This is a genomic window from Maribellus sp. YY47 (assembly GCF_023111095.1).
GTDB lineage: Bacteria > Bacteroidota > Bacteroidia > Bacteroidales > Prolixibacteraceae > Draconibacterium.
This window is the reverse complement of record NZ_JALGYW010000011.1, coordinates 107,382-130,224: the sequence shown is the minus strand read 5'-3', so window position 1 is coordinate 130,224 and position 22,843 is coordinate 107,382. Positions and strand designations below refer to the sequence as shown.

The window sequence follows — 22,843 nt, the reverse complement described above, 5'->3', positions numbered from 1 at the left end:
ATAACATCTTTTTTGCGTTGAATCAGGTTCAGACAGAGAAGACGTTTCGTTTGAAAACCATAGAAATAAAAAATAATAAAAATGAATTACGATGTAATAGTTATTGGCAGTGGTCCCGGCGGATATGTGGCTGCCATTCGTGCTTCACAGCTGGGATTGAAAGTAGCTGTTGTCGAAAAAGAAAACCTTGGAGGTATTTGCTTGAACTGGGGATGTATCCCTACAAAATCGTTATTAAAAAGTGCTCAGGCTTTTGAATATGCGAAACACGCAGCCGATTATGGTGTATCTATTTCAGGAGAAGTAAAACCAGATTTCGGTGCAATGGTGCAACGTAGCCGCGGAGTGGCTGACGGAATGAGCAAAGGAATCCAATTCTTGTTCAAAAAAAATAAAGTGGAATCCATTTTTGGATGGGGAAAACTAGCCGGTAAAAACACGGTTGAAGTAACCGATGACGCCGGAAAGAAATCCACATATACGGCAAAACACATTATTTTGGCAACCGGTGCACGTTCGCGCGAATTGCCCAATCTTCCGCAAGACGGTGAAAAAATAATCGGTTACCGCAAAGCGCTTACCCTTGATAAACAACCCGAAAGTATGGTGGTGGTTGGCTCAGGCGCGATTGGTAGCGAATTTGCCTACTTTTATCATACCATCGGAACAAAGGTAACTTTGGTTGAATTTATGCCGACACTGGTTCCCAACGAAGACGAAGAAGTGGCCAAACAATTGGAGCGTAATTTCAAAAAATCGAAGATGGCTGTGATGGTAAGTTCTTCGGTTGAAAGCGTTGATACCTCAGGAGACAAGTGCAAAGTAACCATCAAAACCAAAAAAGGACAGGAAGTAGTGGAAGCCGACATTGTTCTTTCTGCTGTTGGAATTGCACCAAACACCGAAGGAATAGGGCTCGAAGAAATGGGCGTTGAAACCGAGAACGGACGCGTGAAAGTAGATGAATTTTACCGTACCAATGTGGAAGGTGTTTATGCAATTGGCGACATTGTTGCCGGACCTGCCTTGGCACACGTTGCATCGGCTGAAGCGATCACCTGTGTTGAGAAGATTGCCGGAATGAACCCGGAACCAATCGATTACAGTAATATTCCGGGATGTACATACACCAGTCCGGAAGTTTCTTCGGTGGGACTTACCGAGGCAAAAGCAAAAGAAGCCGGTTACGAAATTAAAGTTGGAAAATTCCCTTATTCTGCAAGTGGTAAAGCAAGCGCTGCCGGTCAGAAAGATGGTTTTGTAAAACTTATTTTCGATGCCAAATATGGTGAATTGCTTGGAGCTCATATGATTGGAGGTAATGTAACCGAAATGATTGCTGAAATGGTGGTCGCCAAAAAACTGGAAATTACGGGTCACGAATTGATCAAAACGATTCACCCTCACCCAACCATGAGTGAAGCCGTAATGGAAGCCGCTGCAGCAGCTTACGACGAAGTGATACATATCTAAAATACGATATTAAGTAATGAGATAGCCCGTAGGTTTCTGCGGGCTTTTTTGTTGGTAAATAGTCGACCATTGGACGAATTTGTTCGAAAGAAACATAAGATGTTGTTTATCAGTTTCGAATATTTTGTATAATCGTAATTAATTCTAATTTTGACTCCAAATTCAGCTACTAGTATCGAGTGATTGCCCGGTGTTTTGTATTATTAATAGGGTTAATATCAAAGATTTAAAGTTATTTGTATGAAAAAACTAGCCTTGATGGCCGCGTTAGTTACGCTGCTCCAGACCGCATTCGGTGGAGGTCTACTAACCAACTACAATCAAAGTGCACAATATGTGCGAATGTTATCTCGTAACGCTTCTCTCGACATCGACGGTGTGTTTTATAATCCGGCGGGTTTAACAAGCTTGCAGGATGGATGGCATTTCGCGTTTTACAGTCAAACTATTTTTCAGAAAAGAGAAATAAATTCGGGATTTCCATACCTGAATGATCCGTATTATGAAGGAAAAACAACGATCCCTGTTTATCCTGACTTATATGGTGTTTACAAAAAAGGTAAATGGGCTTTTTCGTTTGGTGTTGGCCCGGCAGCAGGTGGAGGAACCGCTACTTTTGATAATGGATTACCTTCATTTGAAATTCCGATTTCCAAAATAGTACCATCTTTGGCTGGTCTCACACAGATTGATCCGGCGCTTGCGGTAACTAGTTATGACCTGAATATGGAACTGGAAGCTTCTTCTATTTTCTGGGGAATTCAGCTGGGGGCTACTTACGATATTAATAAAGTGATTTCGGTTTACGGAGGTGTTCGCGTGATGCCCGCCATTAATACCTATAAAGGTTCAATTACCAATATAATGGTGAACAATACACCGGCAGCGGCATGGTTAACCGGCGCTGCTACTCAGGTGGGAACTTTCGCAACTGCAATGCAGGCTGCAGCTGATATGCCTCAAACCCTGAGTCCTTATCTGGCTGATGGAGGTGCTTATACTTTAGCTCAGTTGGAAGGAGCAGGAATGCTTACTTCAACACAGAAAGCACAGATCGAAACCGGACTGGTTTATGCCGGAGTTTCACCCGAAATGATCAGTGGCATGAACCTGACACAAATACATACTGCTTATACACAGGCAAGTCCGGCTTTTCAGGATAAAGCCAATCAGTTAAATGCAACTTCTGCTTTGTTGACACAGACTTCCGGTTCGATGAATGACAAAGAAGTGGATGTAAAACAAAAAGGTCTTGGATTTACCCCTATCGTTGCTGTAAATATTGCTCCAAACGACGATTGGAACATTGCGTTGAAATACGAGCACAAAACCTATCTGAAACTGGAGAACGATACCAAAATTGATGAAATGGGATTGTTCCCGGACGGGGCAAAAACACAAAACGATGTTCCCGCCATTTTCGCTGCAGGAGTTGGTTATCGCGGGCTGAAATGGTTGGAAGCACAGCTTTCCTACAACCTTTATTTCGACAAAAATGTAGATTACGGTTACAATGTGCGCGACAAGTCTGCCGGTAAGCTAGTGCATCGCGATATCGACAAAAACTACTATGAACTGGCTTTGGGATTACAGTTTAATTTAAGCGATAAGTTTGCCTTCAGTGTGGGGGGATTGCGATCTGATATGGGCGTTGCTGATTCGTACCAAAGCGATTTTAGTTTTAGCAACCCGTCCCATTCACTGGCCGCTGGTATTTGCTGGAAGTTAACCGATCGTCTTACAATGGATGCCGGTGTTTTGAATACCTTCTACAAAAAGGAAACAGTTACTTTCGAAGATCCAACTTTTGGAAAGTACGACGAGAGCTATAAAAAGACGACCACGAGTATCTCTGCAGGTATTTCATACAGCATTTTTTAAACGAATAGCTTCAGAATAAAAAAATGGGTGTGGAATTTTCCACACCCATTTTTTGTTGAAAGCTTTTCCTGTTTTTCTGATTATTCAAGAGGAGCGGCTACAATATGCAGGTCGAAATAAGTAGTTACATTAAAAGTCATGGGTGCATTGTTTGCCGTTCCTGAGACGGTAAGCTTCAGTTCATTGTTCGCCCTCAATACGTTTCCAATTAGCACGAGTAACGATTTGTTGACTTCGGGTTGTTGATTAAGAGTAGCAGAAGTCACGTTTTCAATAGTCGCAAACAACCCGACACCATCCAGGGAAAAATCTATTCTTTCGATGGTTTGATTTTCCTGCAGTCCGCTAAAAACCACATAAACGTCCTCTACTATCATCGATTTCATTAGATCCAGGTAGCCGGTTAATTTTTCAACTTCTTCAATCGACTGGGTCAACGAATCAGAAAATGAATAGCTGACTTGGGCCGATTTCACAGTAGCAGAGATAGGAGCTTTCACACTAACCGGAATTTCCATCGACATGGTAGTGTTGATATTTACGTTTTTCGTTTCATTGATCTTGTCGCATGACGATAGTACAATCAGAAAAATCAAAATAAGCGTAAATGATAAGTTTTGTTTCATAAAGAAAATGTTTTGGAATTTGTAAGCAAGATAAGTTAAAATGGTGTTCCGAGAAAACGGTTGAGCAATTTATTGCTGGTTTTATATTTTTCATTCAAAAAAAGCTGCTTCCAACGAAGCAGCTTTGTAGAACTAACTGTGCAACAAAATTTAGGAATACCCTTCCTAATTCAATTCAAAAGTTTTATTGTAGACTTCTCCGTTAATCAATTTGGTGGCCAGCGTAAACTTGCTGATTCCTTCCTCGCGCAAGCCACTGATGTTAAACCTGAATTCGCGGGTAAACCAAGCCTCGCAAAGATCGTCGTTGGCATCGTGTCTGATTTCGAATACGGGTACTTTATCGTCGTCGTTAACCGAATGCAGACGGGCCAGAGTTATGGTGTGTTCCTGACAGCCTCCACCATACGAAAGCTTAAAATACAGGCAGTCGCCGTCGAGGTACGCCTCGTGCATATGAACCGGATCACGCGCCAGGCTGTCGTAATTCTCGAAATACAGATCGACATACGGAGCACACGATAATTCTTCTACGTAGCTAATTTCGCAGGGAGTTCCTTCTTCGCAGGCATTCATCACTTTTTTGAGCTTGGTGTATTCCACCAGAACACGCTGTCCTTCGGTAAAAATAAATCCTTCTGGATAGTAAAGAGGTTGAATAACTGTTCCGTTATCGAGTTCAATCACAATTCCGCATCCACCCGTTCCGGCATAATCGAGAACAGTTCCTGTTTCAGCCATCAGCAGAGTATTGTCGTCGTCGTTGCAGCTGGTTAATGCAACTAAAAATAAAATGAAGATAAAAAAGAGTTGTTTCATGGCTTTCTGACTTTTTACCTTAAACGATCAAATCATTGTTTTAGTCTGTTTAATCTTCATATTCCGGGTGTTGGATTTTTCCTGCAAATAGTTTGGCATTTTTATCTGATTCTGTAATCGAAATACATTGCCAAGATGTTTTTTGAGGGCAAAAGGTTGCGTTCGCTGCTTAAGTTTCTGAAAGACAGAAGACGGAAGTTATGAATAGTAGTGTGTGGCGATCGTGAGCGGATGGATCCGTAAAAAACTTACTTTTTTTGACCGCCACGCAACCTTTTTATTTTCGGGTACATCTATGGGTTGAATTAGTAGTAATAACCGTGTAACCGATCTGCAAATGCGAGGTAGTAGAGGCCCGGCACAAGTCGGCAATATTACTTACATTTATGGCACATTTGCAAACGACTTTGGAAGACCTGAAACAAATAATAGCGGAGTGTGCCTCGGGCAAAATGCGTGCCCAGGAAAAGCTGTATCGCATGTTTGCATCGAAGATGTTTGCAGTATGCCTGCGTTATTCGCGTGATAATTCGGAAGCAGAAGATAATTTGCAGGAAGGATTTATTAAGGTATTCTCGAGTATAAAAAATTTCAGGCACGAAGGTTCTTTTGAAGGCTGGGTAAGGAGGATTATGGTAAATGTTTCGCTGGAGAAATTCAGAAAACAGCAAACCATGTATCCGGTTGAAGATGTTTCAATTTACGAAAACCAACAGTACGCTGATGAAATCATGGACGATATATCGGCACAGGAACTTCTTGGTTTAATCCGGGAATTGCCGCCGCGTTATCGTATGGTTTTTAATTTATATGTGATTGAAGGAATGAGTCACGATGAGATCAGCCGCGAAATGAAAATCACGGTGGGCACTTCAAAATCGAACCTGGCGCGTGCCCGAGACATATTGAAAACAAAGGTAAAGGCACTTTACGGTGAAGGTGAAAAAAGTAATAATTCGGCTTGATGAGTAATAAGGGAAATATGGACAAGTTGATCCGTGATAAGTTTGAGAACTTTTCAGTGGAGCCGCCTGCGCATGTCTGGACGAATCTCCAGGAGCAGATGGCTCAGCAGCGCCGGAAAGTTCGGATGATTTATGTCGGATGGATTTCAGCGGCAGCAGTTGTTATTTTTGCTTTTATTGCAGGATGGCTGCTGAATGAGAGATCGGGATCGGTTTCGCGCGACGTTTTGAGTCGTCAGGCGGCTGTACAATCGCCGCAAACAGAGGCAGAAAAAGCATCCGAAGAACAGATGGCATCTCAAAAAGAAGTCGGCAGCGGGAAAGCCAACACCGGTTTTGAGACTCTGCCGGAAACACATAAAAAGCCGACTCAAGCTTTGTGGGTGTCGGAGGCACAAGTGGTTGAAGCAGAAAAACCGTCGGGACTGACAGAAGCAGTTGAACGAATCTCTTACAGCTTGTTGCAAAGTATTCGGGCGTATGCAAAAGTAGATACCGAAACTACATTGGCTGAAAGAAGTGCTTTTTCGTCTGATGCCGAAACCACAAAAACGGTTGACGAAATCACCGAGGCCGACCGTAGACTAATGGCTGCCAATGCAAAGGATTTTAGCAAAAAAGCGGATTCCAAATCCGGATGGATTGTTGGCGCCAATGTTTCGCCCGGGTATGCATCACATTCAGCGTCGCACAGCGATGAGTATTCCCGAAATTTGAATTACAATTCGAGCGACGGTTCCGGGAATGTGGGTGGCGGTTTGTCCATTCAGTATAAAACAAGTAGTCGTTTACGCGTGGAATCGGGGGTGTACTATGCTAAAAACGGAATGAAATCAGGCTCCGGTTCTTCCGATCGTCTTTATGCAGCAAGTCCCTCTTTTGATTTTGCTACTGGCCGGTCCGAATTGGTTACCGGAGATGGCGTTTTCTCAAACGTTGTTGAATTGAGTCAGGGGGAAATCCTGATGAATACCACTGCCGGAGTTGTAAATATTACAAGCACTCCAACGAATGCAACACTTGCGTTAGCCAACACCGCTGAAAGCAAAGACTATGCATCGGTAATGACCGCAGATGGTCGTTTTGCTCAAACGTTTGATTTTGTTGAAATACCGTTGTATCTGCGTTATAATGTCTACGATAAAAAAATTGGCATAGATGTAATGGGTGGTTTTAATGCCGGTTTGGTAGTGGGTAACAATGCCTACATCGAAAGTGGAGGAAGCCGGCAACGTATTGGCAGCACCGAAGACATTTCGACCTTCAATATTTCCGGTACCGTGGGGGTGGGCTTGAGTTACGCGATTAGCAGACACGTTTCGCTAGCCGTCGAACCGCGTTTCAATTACTACCTCAACTCGATCAATACCAATCCCGATGTGGTTTATAAACCTTACCGCCTGGGGCTTTATACCGGGGTGTATTATCAATTTTAACAGTAGGTAATTTTCATTTTCAGGTCGATAAATAAAATTACAAGACTAAAAAGTATTTTGTGATAGCAGGGGTTGGTATTCTCGCCTAATACACTTATTTTTAAAACAATGTAATTCTTGTTGTTGACCAGGTAATATTGTGATATGATACAAAAGACGATGCTGATGTTAGCCTTCAGCTGGTTTGTTTTTACAGACTTTGTTGATGCGCAAATTCCAAAATATCAAGTAAAAGTAGTTACATGTGTTGAATCGCTGGTTCCGGATGGGCTGGGGCGGTCGCGCATGTTTGAGACCGATATGGAAGTAAAATACCTCGATTTTACTTCAACGCAAACCGAAGAAAAAGGTGATCGGAACAAGAGCAACCGGAAGGATATTCGAGTAAAGGATTATGAAGAAACCAAGCTTTTAAATCTGTACAACGAAGGAGGTATCCGGTTTCAAAACGTAGCCACAAACGATGCTCTGATGATGTCGAAAATCAATGAAATGCTGGAACAAGGCTGGGAGCTTTTTTTTGTAGGCGCCGGTGTAGAGAGCAAAATGATTAATGTGAGCGTTAAAAAAGAACTGTTGAAAGCAGGACTTAAAGTTTTGCTGAACGATGACAGTAAGGAGGAAGAAAATAAAAACGATCCCAACGGACTGTTTATGACCCGTTATTATTTCAAGAAAAAAGCAGAACAACTTTCCCAATAAAAACAAATAGAAACACATTTAAGAGATGAAGAAATTAGTATTGGCAGCCATCGTAATTTTGACGCTTTCGTCGCTTGTAAAAGGACAGGATAAACCTGTTTTCGAGGTGAAAATAATTACGAGTATTGAATCGATTGTTCCCAATGGAATTGGGCGTTCGCGATTAATATCGACGGATTCGAATGTGGATTACCGCGATTTTACGACTACGCAAACCGAAGACCACGGCGACCGGAATAAAAGCGAACGGGATGAGATACGGATCAAAGACTACGACGAAACCAAACTACTCAACTTTTTCAATGTTGGCGGAATTCGTTTTCAGAACATCGCATCGAACGATGCTTTGCTTACTTCGAAGATCAACCAGATGCTGCTTGATGGCTGGGATCTGGCCTTTGTGGTAACAGGAGTTGAAAGTTACGGAGGAACCGACGATTCAAACGGTATTTTTATCACCCGTTATATTTTCAAGAGACAAAAATCAGCGGAGACCGAAGCGCCTTCAGAATTGCTTAAGGTGCCGGAACAAAATTAGCATCTCCTTTTTTATTGTCGTGAACCTCTCACCTGTTTTTAGTTTGATTGCCAGAGGGTTTCATAAAACAAAACGATTTTATACCTTGTAAAGGAGTAAAATTTAATAAACGAATCGATATGGCTAAAGTGAATGTCTACCTGCTGTTTAACGGCGACTGCGAAGAAGCCTTCAATTTTTATAAAGATGCGTTTGGTGGTGAATTCCAGATGTTCAGCCGCTACAAGGAAATGCCTAAGGTGGAAGGGTTGCCTTCGATGAACAGTGAACTGGCCGATAGGATTATGCACGTTTCGCTCCCGATAAGCGACGAAACGGTACTGATGGGAAGTGACGGAGGAGGAGACTGGGCTTCGCAGCACCGCGTAGGTAATAATTTCTCGGTTTCGGTTAGTGCAGAATCCAAAAAAGAAGCGGATCGTTTGTTTAATGCATTGTCAGAAGGCGGAATGATTAGCATGCCGATGCAGAAAACATTTTGGGGAGAGTACTTCGGAATGCTGGTTGACAAGTTTGAAATTGGCTGGATGATCGGCTGGAGATCCTGATTTCAAACATGAATTTCAAGGCAAGCAGCAATAATAAAATCACGATTCCGGGGAATCACCAAAAGAAGTGAACGTTAGGATGTTTATACCTATACAGGATCTGTATGAAACTTTCAATGGAGAATATTCAATGTAGATTCCCAATATCCAATTTGCCTCATTTTGTTGGATATTTTACATTCAAAATTGAGAATTGGATATTTTTAAAAATTGACTTTCAGCAATAAAAAAGGTGCTCCCTGTCGGAAGCACCTCTCACTTATAATTATTTTGCCAATTAGGCTAACATTTGTTTTACCTGGTTGTACACGTTTTCGCCGTTGAATCCAAGTTTGTCATCGAGAACTGTGTACGGGGCAGAGAATCCAAACGAATCCAGTCCCCATATTTTTCCGTTTTCACCTACCAGACCTTCTAGTGTTACAGGTAAACCGGCAGTCATCCCAAATCGTGGAATGCCCAGCGGAAGCACACTCTGCTGGTATTCTTTCGGTTGATTGCGGAACACGCCTTCTGATGGAACAGAAACAACCTGTACTTTCAGCCCGTCTTTTTCGGTCAGCAACTCGGCTCCGGCAACAAGTGTTGCAACTTCAGAACCGCTGGCCAAAAGTACTACATCAGGTGTTCCCTCCGGTTTTATTACCACATACGCACCTTTTTCTGCCTGCAGGGCTGCTTCATAAGCGTTGCCGGTTACCGGAAGATTTTTGATGTTCTGACGCGAAAGGATCAGGGCAGAAGGAGTAGACGTATTTTCGAGTGCCATTTTCCAGGCTACTGTAGCTTCGTTGGCATCTGCCGGGCGAAGTACCAGCGTACTGTTGTGGCCGTTGTGGTTTTTCAGTTTTTCCATCAAGCGGATCTGTGCTTCCTGCTCTACCGGCTGGTGTGTCGGACCATCTTCTCCTACGCGGAACGCATCGTGGGTCCAAACAAATTTTACCGGTAATTCCATAAGTGCCGACAAACGAAGCGCCGGTTTCATGTAATCTGAGAAAACAAAGAAAGTACCGCAAACCGGAATTACACCGCCGTGCAGTGCCATACCGTTCATAATGGCTGCCATGGTGAGCTCGCTTACACCTGCCTGGAAGAAAGATCCGCTGAAGTCACCTTTGGTGAATGACGTTGTCTTTTTGAGGAAACCATCTGTTTTATCAGAGTTCGACAAGTCGGCAGAAGATACGATCATGTTCTCGATCTCGTCAGCAAAAGCGGCCAGTACGGTCGACGATGCGGCACGTGTAGCGGTATTGGCTTTTTGTTCCACTTTTGAAAAGTCGAAAGCAGGAGCTTCTTTCGAGAAGAATTTGGCCAGTTTCGCTGCCAGTTCCGGGTTAGCGGCTTCCCATTCAGCCTGTGCTGCTTTTTTTGCCGCAGCGGCTGCAATCAGTTCTGCTTTTCTTGTTTCATAAAGAGCTTTCACATCATCGAAAATCACAAACGGATTTTCCGGATTGCCGCCCAGATTCGCGATGGTTTTTTCGAAAGAAGCACCGGCTTCGCCCAATGGCATCCCGTGGGTAGCACATTTGCGCTCGAAACTACTTCCGTCGCTGGTCAAAGCGCCTTTACCCATGATTGTTTTGCCGATGATCAAGGTAGGTCTTTCGGTTTCTGCATTGGCTTCTTTTAGTGCTGCGCGAATTTGACCAATATCGTTTCCTTCAATGGTAATTACTTTCCAGTTCCAGGCTTCGTATTTTTTTGCCGTGTCCTCCAGCGAAACAGCATCCGTTTCGGTCGATAACTGAATGTCGTTGGAATCGTAGAACATGATCAGATTATTCAGTCCCAGGTAACCAGCAACACGGCCGGCACCCTGAGAAATTTCTTCCTGAACACCTCCATCCGAGATAAAAGCATAGGTTTTGTGGGCCATCCATTCGCCAAAACGGGCTACCAAAAAGCGTTCGGCAATTGCTGCTCCCACAGCCATTACGTGTCCCTGTCCAAGCGGGCCTGAAGTGTTTTCCACGCCGCGGGCTACATCTACTTCAGGGTGTCCCGGAGTAACGCTTCCCCACTGGCGGAAGTTAGCGAGGTCTTCCATCGAGTAGAATCCTCCCAGTGCCAAAACCGAGTACAACATCGGCGACATATGGCCCGGATCAAGGAAAAACCTGTCGCGGTTGGCCCATGTCATATCTGACGGGTCGTAGTTTAAAAATTCGGAATAAAGAATGTGAACAAAATCGGCACCGCCCATTGCTCCTCCGGGGTGTCCTGACTTTGCTTTTTCAACCATTGACGCCGCAAGGATTCGAATGTTGTCGGCTGCTTTTACTTCGATACTTTTACTCATTTTTAATTTTTTAATTCATAAACTATCAGGTATGGACAGGAACGCCAAAAATAACAAAAATGGGGGAGATCAACTGCCTTATATACTGATGTTAATGATAATTTATGATTTTTGTTGCAACTGGCTAAAGATCATCTGATATTGACTGATGCAGGTAACAAAAAAAAGGGAAGCCTTTCTGTAAAAAGGATTCCCTTATCAATAAGATCTGTTATTTTTTTTATCCGTTGATAACGCGGACCATAAATATGCCATCCACTTTCATCAATTCATCTTTCACTTCAGGATCGATGGTTTTTGAGGTTACATCAATGATGTTGTAGGCAATATCCTGATGTTTCCTGTTAAGCATATGATCAATGTTGTGGCCTTTGGCCGCCAAAATACTTGAAATCTGGCTTACCATGTTGGGTACGTTTCTGTTGGCAATCAGAATTCGGGCGCCACCGGCACGTTCCAGTTCGGCTGCGGGAAAATTCACTGAATTCTTAATGTTTCCGTTTTCGAGGTAGTCGCGTACCTGTTCAACGGCCATGATCGCACAGTTGGTTTCCGATTCCTTGGTTGAAGCTCCCAGGTGAGGAATCGAAATCACTTTATCCATTTTCAGTGTTTCTTCATCGGGGAAATCGGTAACATAAGCACCCACTTTTCCTGAAGCAATGGCTTCTTTCAAATCAGCATGGTTCACCAGTCCTCCACGGGCAAAATTCAGGATTTTTACACCGTTCTTCATCATGGCAAACTTGTCTTTGTTCAAGTATCCTTTGGTTTCCGGAGTCAGCGGTACGTTAATGGTTACAAAATCAGCCTGCGACAAAAGCATTTGAATGCCTTCTACCCAGGTAACTTCACGGCTAAGTTTTAGTGCGTGTTGAACCGACATGTAAGGATCGTAACCTACTACTTTCATGCGCAGGGCTGAAGCAGCGTTGGCCACCAGCACTCCAATGGCTCCCAGGCCGATTACTGCCAGTGTTTTTCCTTTGATCTCTTCTCCTGCAAAGTTGTTTTTCCCTTTTTCGACCAGTGCAGGAACATTGTCGCCTTCGCCAATCAGTGTTTTGGCCCAATTAGCCGCTCCAATGTAGTCACGCGAAGTCATCAGCATTCCGGCAATCACCGCTTCTTTTACCCCATTGGCATTGGCCCCGGGAGTATTGAAAACTACAATACCTTTTTCGGTACATTTTTCGATCGGGATGTTGTTCACACCTGCTCCGGCTCTGGCAACTGCCTTTACCGACGATGGAATTTCCATGTCGTGCATTTTGAAACTTCTCAGAACAATGGCGTCCGGGCCCGGGATCTCACTGGCAATTTCGTATTGATCCAATGGAAAAAGCTTTAACCCGTCCGGGTCGATTTTATTCAAAGTCTGAATTTTGAACATGTGGCTAATATTTAAAGTTGATACTTTGTGAAGCTGTAGATGACAAATATCAGCATTTAATCAATAAATCGTAAGTAAAACGATGGATTAGTTTTCAATATGAAATTAACATTAATCGTTTGGAAATAAAAAAAGCCAGACTCTACAGCCTGGCTAATCAACCTTCAACTACTAACCGATTTTATAACCCAAAAAATTATGAAACAATAGTTATGAACAATGTATTCTTGTATTGTTTGTACGCAAAGAAATAAAGACTTTCAGTTCCTGTATGTAATCTAAGTCACACAAGACCAGAAAAATCGATAAAATTTCGGGATTGTTTTATTTTCCCGTCTTTCTCCAGTTTTTTGAGTAAGCGCGAAATAACTTCGCGGGAAGAGTTGAGTTGTAAAGCCAGGGTTTGGTGGGTGCCCGAGAACGTTGTGGCGCCCGATTTTTTGTAGCGATCGACAAAAAATTTCTCCAATCGTTCGTCCAGTTTCATAAAAGCTACTGCGTCGAGTGCATCAATCAGTTCGCGAAAGCGGTTCTGGTAGGTCTGCATCACAAATTGTTTCCAGAGCGGGAAACGGCTGATCCATGAGTCGAGCATTTCGACCGGAACCAGCAATACTTCGGTTTCTTCTTCGGCAACGGCGTTCAGATCGCTTACCTGGCGCGTCATGCAACAAGTGAGCGACATGGCACAAACATCGTTTTCCTTGAGGTAATACAGCAATAATTCGTTGCCGTTGTCGCTGGTGCGCGATACCCGGATCAAACCTTTTAGCACAATCGGAAAGCTGGAGATAAACTGCCCTTCGCGAATCAGTGATTCGTTGGCCTGAAAAGTTTTCCGAACCGCTACTCGTGCGATTTCTTTTTGCAGCTCAGGTTCCAGAAAATTATATCGGTGTATAAATTCTTCCACAGTAGTTGAAACGTTGTCAGCAAATTTAATGGAGATACCGGTTTTTCCAAAAAAAATGATGCTTAAGTATATTAAACAGAATGATTTTAAGGAATAATCTTTATCTCCGAAAATAAAAAAACGATACAGGGGGATGTATCGTTTTTCCAGTTTTGTATTTTGAATGAATTTTATTCAAACATATCCCTCATTTTGGCAAAAAATGATTTCTCGGAATACGACGGCCCTTCCTGAAATCCCGGAGAAGTCTGCAGTTTTTCCAGCATGCGCTTTTCCTCGGCGCTTAATTTTTTCGGAATCCAGACATGCACTCTTACTAAAAGGTCGCCACGTCCGTACCCGTTTACATCCGGAATTCCCTTGCCACGCAGGCGAAGGATTTTTTCAGGCTGGGTGCCGGGTTCTATCTTCACTTTTACTTTCCCTTCAACGGTTGGTATTTCAGCAGTAGTTCCCAGTGTAATATCGGGGAACGAAAGAAAAAGATTGTGAATCAGGTTGTTTCCGTCTCGTACCAGTTCTTCGTGTTCTTCTTCGGTAATGACCACCAGCAAATCGCCGTTTATTCCACCGCGGCGGCCTGTGTTTCCTTTCCCCGAAACATTTAGCTGCATACCTTCTCCCACACCGGCCGGTATTTTGATGCTGATCACTTCTTCGTCGCGCACCACGCCTTCTCCGGCACAATGGTTACATTTATCGGTGATCATTTTTCCGTCGCCCTGACATGTGGGGCAGGTTGACGAAGTTTGCATTTGCCCCAGCAATGTGTGCTGAATACGGGTTACATGTCCGCTTCCGCCGCAGGTGTTACAGGTGGTGTACGACGAAGCGTTTTTCGCGCCGGTGCCGTTACAATGCTGGCAGGCTACGTGTTTTTTTACTTTGATTTTCTTTTCAGCGCCGTTCACAATTTCATTCAGGTTCAGTTTTACTTTTACCCGAAGATCGGAACCGCGGGCTACACGTCGTCCGCTGCGGCCACGGCTGCTGCCGCCAAAACCTCCGAAACCACCAAAATGGCCGCCAAATATATCGCCGAATGCAGAGAAAATGTCTTCAATATCTGAAAAACCTCCGCCACTGAAACCGCCTCCGGCAGCACCGCCCACTCCGGCATGTCCGAATTGGTCGTAACGTTGTTTCTTTTCCGGATTGCTGAGTACCTCGTAGGCCTCGGCTGCTTCCTTGAATTTCTCTTCAGCTTCCTGGTTGCCCGGGTTTTTGTCGGGGTGAAACTGAATCGCCTTTTTCCGGTAAGCTTTTTTTATTTCATCCGCTGTAGCGGATTTGCTGACTTCCAGTACTTCGTAATAATCTCTTTTTGCCATTTCCCTGATTTCTCCAAATTATTCTCCGATTACAACTTTGGCAAACCGGATTACCTTTTCGTTTAAGCAGTAGCCTTTTTGAATAACATCTACCACTTTCCCTTTCAATTCATCATTCGGGGCCGGAATTTTTGTAATGGCCTCGTGCAGATCCACGTCAAACACCTGATTCAGCGCTTCTATTTCCTTGATGTTGTTTTGTTTCAGGAATTCTCTGAACTTGTTGTAGATCAACATTGTTCCTTGTTTTCCTGCATCTTCATCCGAAACTTCTTTCATAGAATCGAGCGCTCTTTCAAAATCGTCGACCACCGGCAGGATATTCACCAACACGGTTTCGCCACCCGATTTAATGAGGTCGGCTTTTTCTTTCAGCGTTCTTTTTCTGAAGTTATCAAACTCAGCCTGCAAACGAAGGTGTTTGTCCTTCATGTCGTCGAGCTTTGCCGACAATTCTTCAATTTCAACCTCGTGCTTGTCTTTCTTGCCTTTTTTCTTTTTGTCGGCTTTCTCGTCGGCAGCATGCTCTTTGGGTGCGCCGGTTTCTTTGCTTTCCTGCTTTGTATCTTTTACTTCTTCCGAAGTGGTTTCATTTGAAATTTTTTCTTCTGCCATTTTTACCCTTTTTTTGAATTTGTGCTTCAAAAATGTCATACATTTTAACGCGGCTGAATTTCTCATCAGTTTTCCATTGTTTATGAAGAAATAAAACAACCACAGCAATCCCGTAATTACCTGCGTTTATCAGCATTCAAAGTAATTACGGGGTAATTTGCTACGCTGACATTGCAAAAATTTTGCCATGCAAATATAAAAGACAAATTGACACCCGGCAGAATCGCCAAGTGTCAATTTGAATGATTTTGTTTAGATTTAAAACAGCCTCTTTTTCAGCCTATTTTAAATATTTATCGAGGGCGGCATCAAGGGCCGGTCCCCGTAAATTTTTACCAATAATAACACCGTTTTCATCCAACAGGAAATTCGAAGGAATACTTCTGACCCCATAGATGGCTGCCAGTCTCGACTGCCATCCTCCCAAATCGCTGATGTGATAGGGCCAATCCAGCTTGTCTTGTTTGATGGCTCCTTTCCACTGGTCGGCAGTGCGGTCGAGCGAAACGTTAAATACCACAAAGCCTTTGCCTACTGTGAATTTCTCGTCTTTGTATTTGTTGTATGCTTTTACCACATTCGGATTTTCTCTGCGGCAGGGGCCACACCAACCTGCCCAAAAATCGAGTAGCACGACTTTTCCCTTTGTGTCCGATAATTTGATGGTTTTTCCATCGGGACTTTTACCCACCAGGTCGGGAGCTTTGTTGCCAATTCCGGTTCCCAGTTGCTGGGCATTTAGTCCTGCTGTTCCCAGAAAAAGGAGGAGGGTGATAATTGCTAGCTTCTTCATTTTTTGTTTTAAAATTTATTCGATTTCAAACTAAAAGATTCAGACTTAGTAACGGGAAAGTGTCCGTTTTGTTTTAAGACCTTCCCAGCCTCTTTATATCCGTGTTATTTTTGCTCCCAGTGCATTTAGGCGGCCATCAATGTTTTCGTAGCCACGGTCGATCTGCTCGATGTTGTCGATTGTGCTGGTTCCTTTGGCCGACATGGCCGCAATCAGCAACGCAATTCCGGCGCGGATGTCGGGCGATACCATTTTAGTGGCACGAAGGCTATGTTTGCGGTCGAGGCCGATTACGGTGGCACGGTGCGGATCACACAAAATGATCTGGGCTCCCATGTCAATAAGCTTGTCGACAAAGAACAGGCGGCTTTCAAACATCTTTTGATGAATGAGGACGCTGCCTTTTGCCTGGGTGGCTACTACCAGGAAAACACTCAGCAAGTCGGGAGTCAGTCCCGGCCAGGGGGCGTCGGCAATGGTCATGATCGAACCGTCGATGTAGGATTCGATTTCGTAATGCCCGGTATCTTTAATTAGCAGATCGTCGCCAGCCTGTGCAACATTTATTCCCAGTCGTCTGAACGATTCGGGAATAATTCCCAGGTGTTCGATCCCCACATTTTTTATTCTGATTTCAGAAGCGGTCATGGCAGCCAGACCGATAAAACTTCCCACTTCGATCATATCGGGAAGAATCCGGTGTTGACAGCCGTTCAATGAAGCCACGCCTTCGATGGTCAGCAGATTTGATCCGATGCCGTTGATTTTTGCACCCATCGACACCAGCATTTTGCACAATTGCTGCAGATAGGGTTCGCAGGCTGCGTTGTAAATAGTTGTGGTTCCTTCAGCCAGCACGGCGGCCATGGCAATGTTGGCTGTTCCGGTAACCGATGCCTCGTCGAGAAGCATGTAACTTCCTTTAAGTTTATCGGCCGAAACCAGGTACCATTGGTTGTCCTTGTCGAAGGTAAATTCAGCACCCAGTTTTTGAAGCCCGATAAAATGGGTATCCACCCTGCGGCGGCCAATTTTATCGCCACCGGGTTGCGGAATAAAGCCTTGTCCGAAGCGCGCCAGAAGCGGGCCGATGATCATGATTGATCCGCGCAATCCAATCGCTTGCCGGGTGTATTCCGGGCTTTTCAGAAAGTCGATATTTACCTTTGAGGCATTGAACCGGTACCGGCCTTTTTCGAGCCGTTCGGTAACAACACCCAGTCCTCCCAGGATTTCAATGAGTTTTAGTACATCCCGGATTTCGGGAATATTTTCGATGAACACATCCTGATCGGTTAACAAGGCAGCACAAATAACCTGCAGCGCTTCGTTTTTTGCGCCTTGCGGTTCAAGATCACCTTTTAAAGGGTAGCCACCTTCGATCTTAAAAGTTGACATATTATTTGGGATTTGAGAATGAAACGGCTATTTCTTCTTTTTATTCGAAACGGGCTTCTTCTTTTTCCCCACTAATGTTTTGGAGTCTGCCAGCTGCATTCCTTCTTTTATGACAAGTTTTCCATCTGACAATTCTTCGAGGTCGCCAAAAATCTTTTCGTCTTCCACGGCATCTTTGTTCCAGGCCAGGTAAGACTTTTTCATGTGGTTGGCAATCTGCGAAATCATGATCTCGCGTTCTTCTCCTTCGTATTTTTCAGCTTCTTTAATGATCAGTTCCAAGGTGCGACCATAGTGTTTGTATTTGATATAATGCTGGTTATACGGAACCTTGTTGGGTTTTTCAAGCAAGCTGTCAGGTGATGGCGGATCATAAGGGTAATCAATATCCAGTTTGAAATCGGCCATAATCGCCAGGTGATCCCACAGTTTATGGTTGAACTCCGGAACATCGCGCAGAAAAGGGTAAAGGTTGCCCATTACATCGATCACAGTTTGTGCCGATTTGTTCCTTTTATCGCGATCTTCAATGGTCATCAGGTAGTCGACCATGTTTTGTATATTCCTTCCGTATTCCGGAAGTGCTAATTTTTTTCGTTTCGAATTGTAATCCATCTAAAAATTCTTAAGTGATGTCAAATCTTCGTGTAAATGTAGGAATTGTTCCGAAGTGATGCTGCAAAACTAATGATTTCCTGTCAATTCGCGAATCTTTTTCCGCGAAAGCCTGTTTAGGTTTTAATCCGCAGTTTCGCAAATTTTAAAAGCAATTGCTTTTGTCCGGTTGTGCGGAAAAATACAGTTGCCTTGAGATCGGGTGCTACGCCTTCAATGTTCAGAACTTTCCCTTCACCAAAACGCTGGTGTTGTACGGTCATGCCGGGTTGAATTTTCGAGGGATCGTCTCCCTGGAATGTATCTGATCCGCCAGTCTCTTTGAGTGAAACGGATTTTTTATTCAAAATGTTTTGTGAGTCTCTGGTTTTAAATGAGGTCGCGGGTTGTCTCCTGGCAAATCGTTGTCCCGGGCTGCTGTACGATACGTTGCTTTGTTCTGCCGACGGACTTGCCAAAGTGCCTGTTGGCGTAAAACCATCGGTGTAGCGTTCGTCCAGTTCTTCGAGAAACCGGCTGGGCGTGCAAAAATCGAGATTGCCCCAGCGATAACGCTGGTTGGCATACGAAAGCCAGGCATTTTCCTCTGCACGGGTAAGCGCCACATAAAACAAGCGGCGTTCTTCTTCCAGCGATTCGAGCGTAGCCTTTTCGCCCTGTCGTTGAGAAGGAAAGAGGTTTTCTTCCATCCCCACAATAAAGACATTTTTGAACTCCAGACCTTTGGCCGAATGCACGGTCATTAAAGTTACCTTGTTTTTCTCTTCATCTTTTTCGTTGTCCTGATCGGTCAGCAAGGCCACATCTTCCAGGTAGTTACCCAGTTTGTCGGGGTCGCCCTGTTCTTTGGCAGTGATCGAAAATTCCTGGATGCCGTTTAGTAATTCCTGTATGTTTTCGTGCCGGCTAAGCCCTTCCGGCGATTTATCGTTGTATAATTCCTTCTGAATTCCCGTTTGCTCGGCGATGGTTTTGGCGGTTTCAAAGGCATCGTTTTCCTGTGCAAGTTTCTTGAACCGGTTAATCAGCGCCACAAAGTCCATCAGTTTAGACGCCGTGCCTTTGTTTACCTGCGAATAATTGATGCCCGGAAGAGCGGAAATAACTTTCCACATCGAAGTTTCGTTCGATACGGCGGCCATCTCCAGTTTGCCGATGGTGGTTTGCCCAATTCCGCGGGCCGGGTAATTGATGACTCTTTTCAGCGCTTCATTATCGTCAGGATTGATCGTCATCCTGAAATAGCTCAGCAGGTCTTTGATTTCTTTACGTTGATAGAAACTCAAACCGCCGTAGATTTTGTAGGGGATGTTTCTTTTTCGCAGCGCCTCTTCAATGATTCTCGATTGCATATTGGTACGGTACAGCACCGCAAAATCGGAGAACTTGTAATGTTCGCGCAACTGGAACTGTGCAATTTCCTGGGCTACCAGAAATCCTTCTTCGTTGTCGGTGAGGGCCGAGAGGACTTTAATGGGTCTTCCTTCAGCATTTTCAGAGAAAACGTTTTTTTGAATCTGTTTTTTGTTTTTCGAGATGACGCTGTTGGCCGCGTTCACAATCATTTGTGTGGAACGGTAGTTTTGCTCCAGTTTGAAAACCCGGTGATCGGGGTAATCGTTTTTGAAGTTGAGGATGTTTTCGATCCGCGCCCCTCGAAAGGAATAAATACTCTGTGCATCGTCGCCTACCACGCAAATGTTGTTGTGTTTGGCTGCCAGCTTTTTGATGATCAGGTATTGCGCATAATTGGTATCCTGGTACTCATCCACCAAAACATAGCCAAACCGCTCCTGGTATTTCTCCAGTACTTCGGGGTGGTCGCGAAACAAAAGATTGGTGATCAGCAGTAAATCGTCGAAATCCATGGAACCCGACAAACGGCATCTTTTTGTGTATTCCTTGTAAATCTCAGCTATGCCGGTCATGCGCATGTTTTTATCCACCGAACGTATTTCGGGAGAATTTGCGTAGGCCACCGGAGTGATGAGGTTGTTTTTGGCCATCGAAATCCGGCCGGCCACCACATTGGGCTTATACGTTTTGTCGTCGAGCTGAAAATCTTTGATGATGGTTTTGATCAGGTTTTTGCTGTCGGCACTGTCGTAAATGGTAAAATTCGAGGGGAAACCGATGGTTTCGTGCTCGGCCCTGAGGATCCGCGAAAAGATACTGTGGAAGGTTCCCATCCACAGGTAGCGGGCAGCGTTTTCACCTGCAACACGGCCAATCCTGTCTTTCATCTCGCGGGCCGCTTTGTTGGTGAACGTTAGCGCAAGTATGTTCGATGGCCGGGCGCCCTGGTTTAATAAATGGGCTATGCGGTAGGTTAAAACCCTGGTTTTTCCTGAGCCTGCACCGGCAATTATCAACGACGGACCTTCGGTGCGCACCACCGCTTCCCGCTGAATCTCATTTAATTCATTTAAATAATCAAGCACGTTTTATCCTTTCTTTTCAAAAGCACAAAAATATATCATGTATATCGATTGGCCTTATTTCGCAACGGGTTTTATCAACAAATTGTCAGAGGCACATGTTCATCCCTTTTCTTAATGCCTGTTTGCCCGGCATTAACTCCCGATTTTTTGCCGCTTGCACGCAATTAAATTAAATTTATACGTTAATATTGTATCTCAAAGAAGAAGTTTTTATGAAGAAAAGTCTTTATTTGGCAGGAATTCTGATTTTGTTTTCTCAACTCTTGAATGCGCAAATCACAGCTCCGCAATCCTCTGGAAGCGACGTAACTCAATACCCGGTTTTTTCGGAGAACGATGATGTTTTCATTTTTTGTACCACCGATTCGTTAGCCGAAGTGGGCGTGCTCACGGTTTCGACCGCCTTAGAGGGAACAAAAACTTTTCTTTGGGAAAAATATAACCCCGAAACAGCAGCTTTCGAATTTTTTATGCAGGAGAGTTCGGATGCCGTTTCGCATCAGATCACGAATCTGGCCGACGGGTGTTACCGTGCTTCGGTTACCTTGGGAAGCACAACAGATGTATACCGGGCCTGGGTGTTTAATAACTGGACTTATGCAGAATCATACGTTGCCAGCTCCGACTGCGAATCGTTTAGTTTGGCCGGAGAATTCAGAGCAGCTGCGCTTACGTATTACGATTTGAGCAACAATGCACCTGTAGAACTTTTCAAAGACGTGAAAGTTCAGTGGCTCGATGGTTCGGAGATTGTGAGTAACTTGCTGAACCCTCAAATGTTCGACCCGCCGGCAGAAAATACGGATTATACACTTAGGGTTTACGATAAATACGATTGCGATGGCCGTTCAACAGTTACTTATGAGTCGCTGGTTCCGAAAGCCAATTTTACCGCAAATCCAATGGAAGGTGAAACTCCACTGACGGTGACGTTTACCAATACTTCACAAAATGCAACTCCGGGCTATTACGAATGGTTTTTTTACCGCGATATGGATGAAATCACCGATGAATCGCAGGGCGCCAGTCAGCCGGTCGACAGTATTCTGATTATTGCCTACGACGATGCACCGGTTTATACTTATCAGAATTCGGGGCGGTACCTGGTGAAGCTGGTAGCCAAGAAAATATCAGAAAACATAAATTGTGTGGATACTTTTGCCCTCGGAAAACTGATCGTTGCAGATACTTCATCGATTGTTGTTCCCAATGTATTTACGCCAAATGGAGACGGCGTGAACGATGTTTTCAAGATCAAGTTTGAGTCGATGAAATCCATAGAGATCACCATTGTTAACCGTTGGGGAAAACGCGTTCACTACTGGAAAAGCGGAGATATTCAGGATCCGGAGAATGCACGGACCGAAGCAGTTTGGGACGGCAGCATTGGCGGGCGGAAAGCCAGCCCCGGAGTCTACTATTACGATGTGGTGGGCCGTGGCCGTGACGGACGAAAACAAACCAAACACGGTTTTATTCATCTTTTCAGGGGGAAAGACTAATTTCGTTCAGGCTTACTTTTGAGCGAATATAGTTTTGAGTGCAGCTCTTCTGAAATCAAAAATCTGACGTAGCTTTCTTTTTATGATCAGCCCGTTGGCGATGGATCCCAAAATGCCAAACGGCGGCTGATACGAGATAATATCGGTCATGTCAACGCCTCCTGGCGCAGCTGTCAGGAAATGTTCGTGGTGCCACATTTTGTAAGGCCCGATTCTTTGTTCATCCACAAAATAGTGCTTTTCTTTTACGTGTGTAATCTCGGTAACCCAGGTGGTAGGCAGGTTAAATAATGGCTTTACCATGTAGCTGATGATCCGTCCGGCATACATTTTTTCGACTGGCAATGAAGTTATCTTAAAACCCATGCTGCCCGGCGTAATTTTACTCAGGTTGGCCGGATTTGAAATGAATTCCCAAACCTGATCAAGATCGGCAGGAATAAATTGTTTGTGTCTGAATTGATAGAATCCCATTTGTTTATCTTTTGCTTTAAATATATAAACAAAAAGACTAGGGTTTGGTTGAAATGCTGCGACGTGATTCTC

20 protein-coding genes are annotated in these 22,843 nt (G+C 44.2%); 8 read left to right on the top strand and 12 right to left on the bottom strand.

All coding sequences use genetic code 11. The features are described 5' to 3' along the window. The first annotated feature begins 81 nt into the window (after positions 1–81). Entirely contained in the window at positions 82–1,473 is a 1,392-nt protein-coding gene (lpdA, locus tag MR764_RS11060; RefSeq protein ID WP_247979475.1) for a dihydrolipoyl dehydrogenase, read from the top strand. A 240-nt stretch (positions 1,474–1,713) separates the two neighbouring features. Further along, positions 1,714–3,354, top strand: coding sequence for a hypothetical protein (locus tag MR764_RS11055; protein WP_247979474.1), 1,641 nt, complete (start codon positions 1,714–1,716; stop codon positions 3,352–3,354). A gap of 80 nt (positions 3,355–3,434) precedes the next feature. On the opposite strand, the gene MR764_RS11050 is transcribed toward MR764_RS11055, so the two are convergent. Then, positions 3,435–3,980 (bottom strand): hypothetical protein, encoded by a 546-nt coding sequence (locus tag MR764_RS11050; RefSeq protein ID WP_247979473.1) that lies wholly within the window; start codon positions 3,978–3,980, stop codon positions 3,435–3,437. Between the two features lie 165 nt (positions 3,981–4,145). Then, complete coding sequence (locus MR764_RS11045; protein WP_247979472.1) at positions 4,146–4,799, bottom strand: NigD-like C-terminal domain-containing protein; 654 nt, start codon at positions 4,797–4,799, stop codon at positions 4,146–4,148. A gap of 386 nt (positions 4,800–5,185) precedes the next feature. Here MR764_RS11045 and MR764_RS11040 point away from each other — a divergent pair, with 386 nt between their 5' ends. From MR764_RS11040 to MR764_RS11020, 5 genes are all read left to right on the top strand, one after another. Next, positions 5,186–5,764: a sigma-70 family RNA polymerase sigma factor gene (locus tag MR764_RS11040; protein WP_247979471.1), complete on the top strand. Its 579-nt coding sequence runs from the start codon at positions 5,186–5,188 to the stop codon at positions 5,762–5,764. After that, entirely contained in the window at positions 5,764–7,200 is a 1,437-nt protein-coding gene (locus MR764_RS11035) for an outer membrane beta-barrel protein (RefSeq protein WP_247979470.1), read from the top strand. Before MR764_RS11040 ends, MR764_RS11035 begins: the two co-directional genes overlap by 1 nt. A gap of 144 nt (positions 7,201–7,344) precedes the next feature. Next, positions 7,345–7,902 carry a hypothetical protein gene (locus tag MR764_RS11030; RefSeq protein WP_247979469.1) on the top strand — a complete coding sequence of 186 codons (558 nt, stop codon included), beginning with the start codon at positions 7,345–7,347 and terminating at the stop codon, positions 7,900–7,902. Positions 7,903–7,927: 25 nt separating this feature from the next. After that, positions 7,928–8,440: a hypothetical protein gene (locus MR764_RS11025; RefSeq protein ID WP_247979468.1), complete on the top strand. Its 513-nt coding sequence runs from the start codon at positions 7,928–7,930 to the stop codon at positions 8,438–8,440. A gap of 119 nt (positions 8,441–8,559) precedes the next feature. Further along, positions 8,560–8,988: a VOC family protein gene (locus MR764_RS11020; RefSeq protein WP_247979467.1), complete on the top strand. Its 429-nt coding sequence runs from the start codon at positions 8,560–8,562 to the stop codon at positions 8,986–8,988. Positions 8,989–9,265: 277 nt separating this feature from the next. Here MR764_RS11020 and MR764_RS11015 read toward each other — a convergent pair whose 3' ends face one another. The 9 genes from MR764_RS11015 to MR764_RS20380 all read right to left on the bottom strand — a co-directional run bounded on the left by MR764_RS11015 (position 9,266) and on the right by MR764_RS20380 (position 20,795). Further along, on the bottom strand, positions 9,266–11,296 hold the full coding sequence (locus MR764_RS11015) for a transketolase (protein ID WP_247979466.1): 2,031 nt from the start codon (positions 11,294–11,296) through the stop codon (positions 9,266–9,268). 220 nt (positions 11,297–11,516) lie between these two features. Further along, positions 11,517–12,689 (bottom strand): 3-phosphoglycerate dehydrogenase family protein, encoded by a 1,173-nt coding sequence (locus MR764_RS11010; protein ID WP_247979465.1) that lies wholly within the window; start codon positions 12,687–12,689, stop codon positions 11,517–11,519. 283 nt (positions 12,690–12,972) lie between these two features. Beyond that, positions 12,973–13,602: a Crp/Fnr family transcriptional regulator gene (locus tag MR764_RS11005; protein WP_247979464.1), complete on the bottom strand. Its 630-nt coding sequence runs from the start codon at positions 13,600–13,602 to the stop codon at positions 12,973–12,975. Positions 13,603–13,772: 170 nt separating this feature from the next. Beyond that, positions 13,773–14,933 (bottom strand): molecular chaperone DnaJ, encoded by a 1,161-nt coding sequence (gene dnaJ, locus MR764_RS11000; protein WP_247979463.1) that lies wholly within the window; start codon positions 14,931–14,933, stop codon positions 13,773–13,775. Between the two features lie 18 nt (positions 14,934–14,951). Further along, positions 14,952–15,548, bottom strand: coding sequence for a nucleotide exchange factor GrpE (locus tag MR764_RS10995; protein ID WP_247979462.1), 597 nt, complete (start codon positions 15,546–15,548; stop codon positions 14,952–14,954). 280 nt (positions 15,549–15,828) lie between these two features. Next, complete coding sequence (locus tag MR764_RS10990) at positions 15,829–16,341, bottom strand: TlpA disulfide reductase family protein (RefSeq protein WP_247979461.1); 513 nt, start codon at positions 16,339–16,341, stop codon at positions 15,829–15,831. 93 nt (positions 16,342–16,434) lie between these two features. Then, positions 16,435–17,739, bottom strand: a complete 1,305-nt coding sequence (gene murA, locus MR764_RS10985; protein WP_247979460.1) for a UDP-N-acetylglucosamine 1-carboxyvinyltransferase — start codon at positions 17,737–17,739, stop codon at positions 16,435–16,437. A 27-nt stretch (positions 17,740–17,766) separates the two neighbouring features. Next, the gene (locus tag MR764_RS10980; protein WP_247979459.1) at positions 17,767–18,354 is read right to left on the bottom strand and encodes a DUF4290 domain-containing protein; all 588 of its coding nucleotides are present in this window, start codon (positions 18,352–18,354) and stop codon (positions 17,767–17,769) included. Positions 18,355–18,470: 116 nt separating this feature from the next. After that, positions 18,471–20,795, bottom strand: a complete 2,325-nt coding sequence (locus tag MR764_RS20380) for a UvrD-helicase domain-containing protein (protein ID WP_247979458.1) — start codon at positions 20,793–20,795, stop codon at positions 18,471–18,473. A 212-nt stretch (positions 20,796–21,007) separates the two neighbouring features. Between MR764_RS20380 and MR764_RS10970 the strand changes: the two genes are divergently transcribed. Beyond that, on the top strand, positions 21,008–22,297 hold the full coding sequence (locus tag MR764_RS10970; protein WP_247979457.1) for a gliding motility-associated C-terminal domain-containing protein: 1,290 nt from the start codon (positions 21,008–21,010) through the stop codon (positions 22,295–22,297). Positions 22,298–22,309: 12 nt separating this feature from the next. Here MR764_RS10970 and MR764_RS10965 read toward each other — a convergent pair whose 3' ends face one another. After that, on the bottom strand, positions 22,310–22,771 hold the full coding sequence (locus MR764_RS10965; RefSeq protein ID WP_247979456.1) for an SRPBCC family protein: 462 nt from the start codon (positions 22,769–22,771) through the stop codon (positions 22,310–22,312). Positions 22,772–22,843 lie beyond the last annotated feature (72 nt).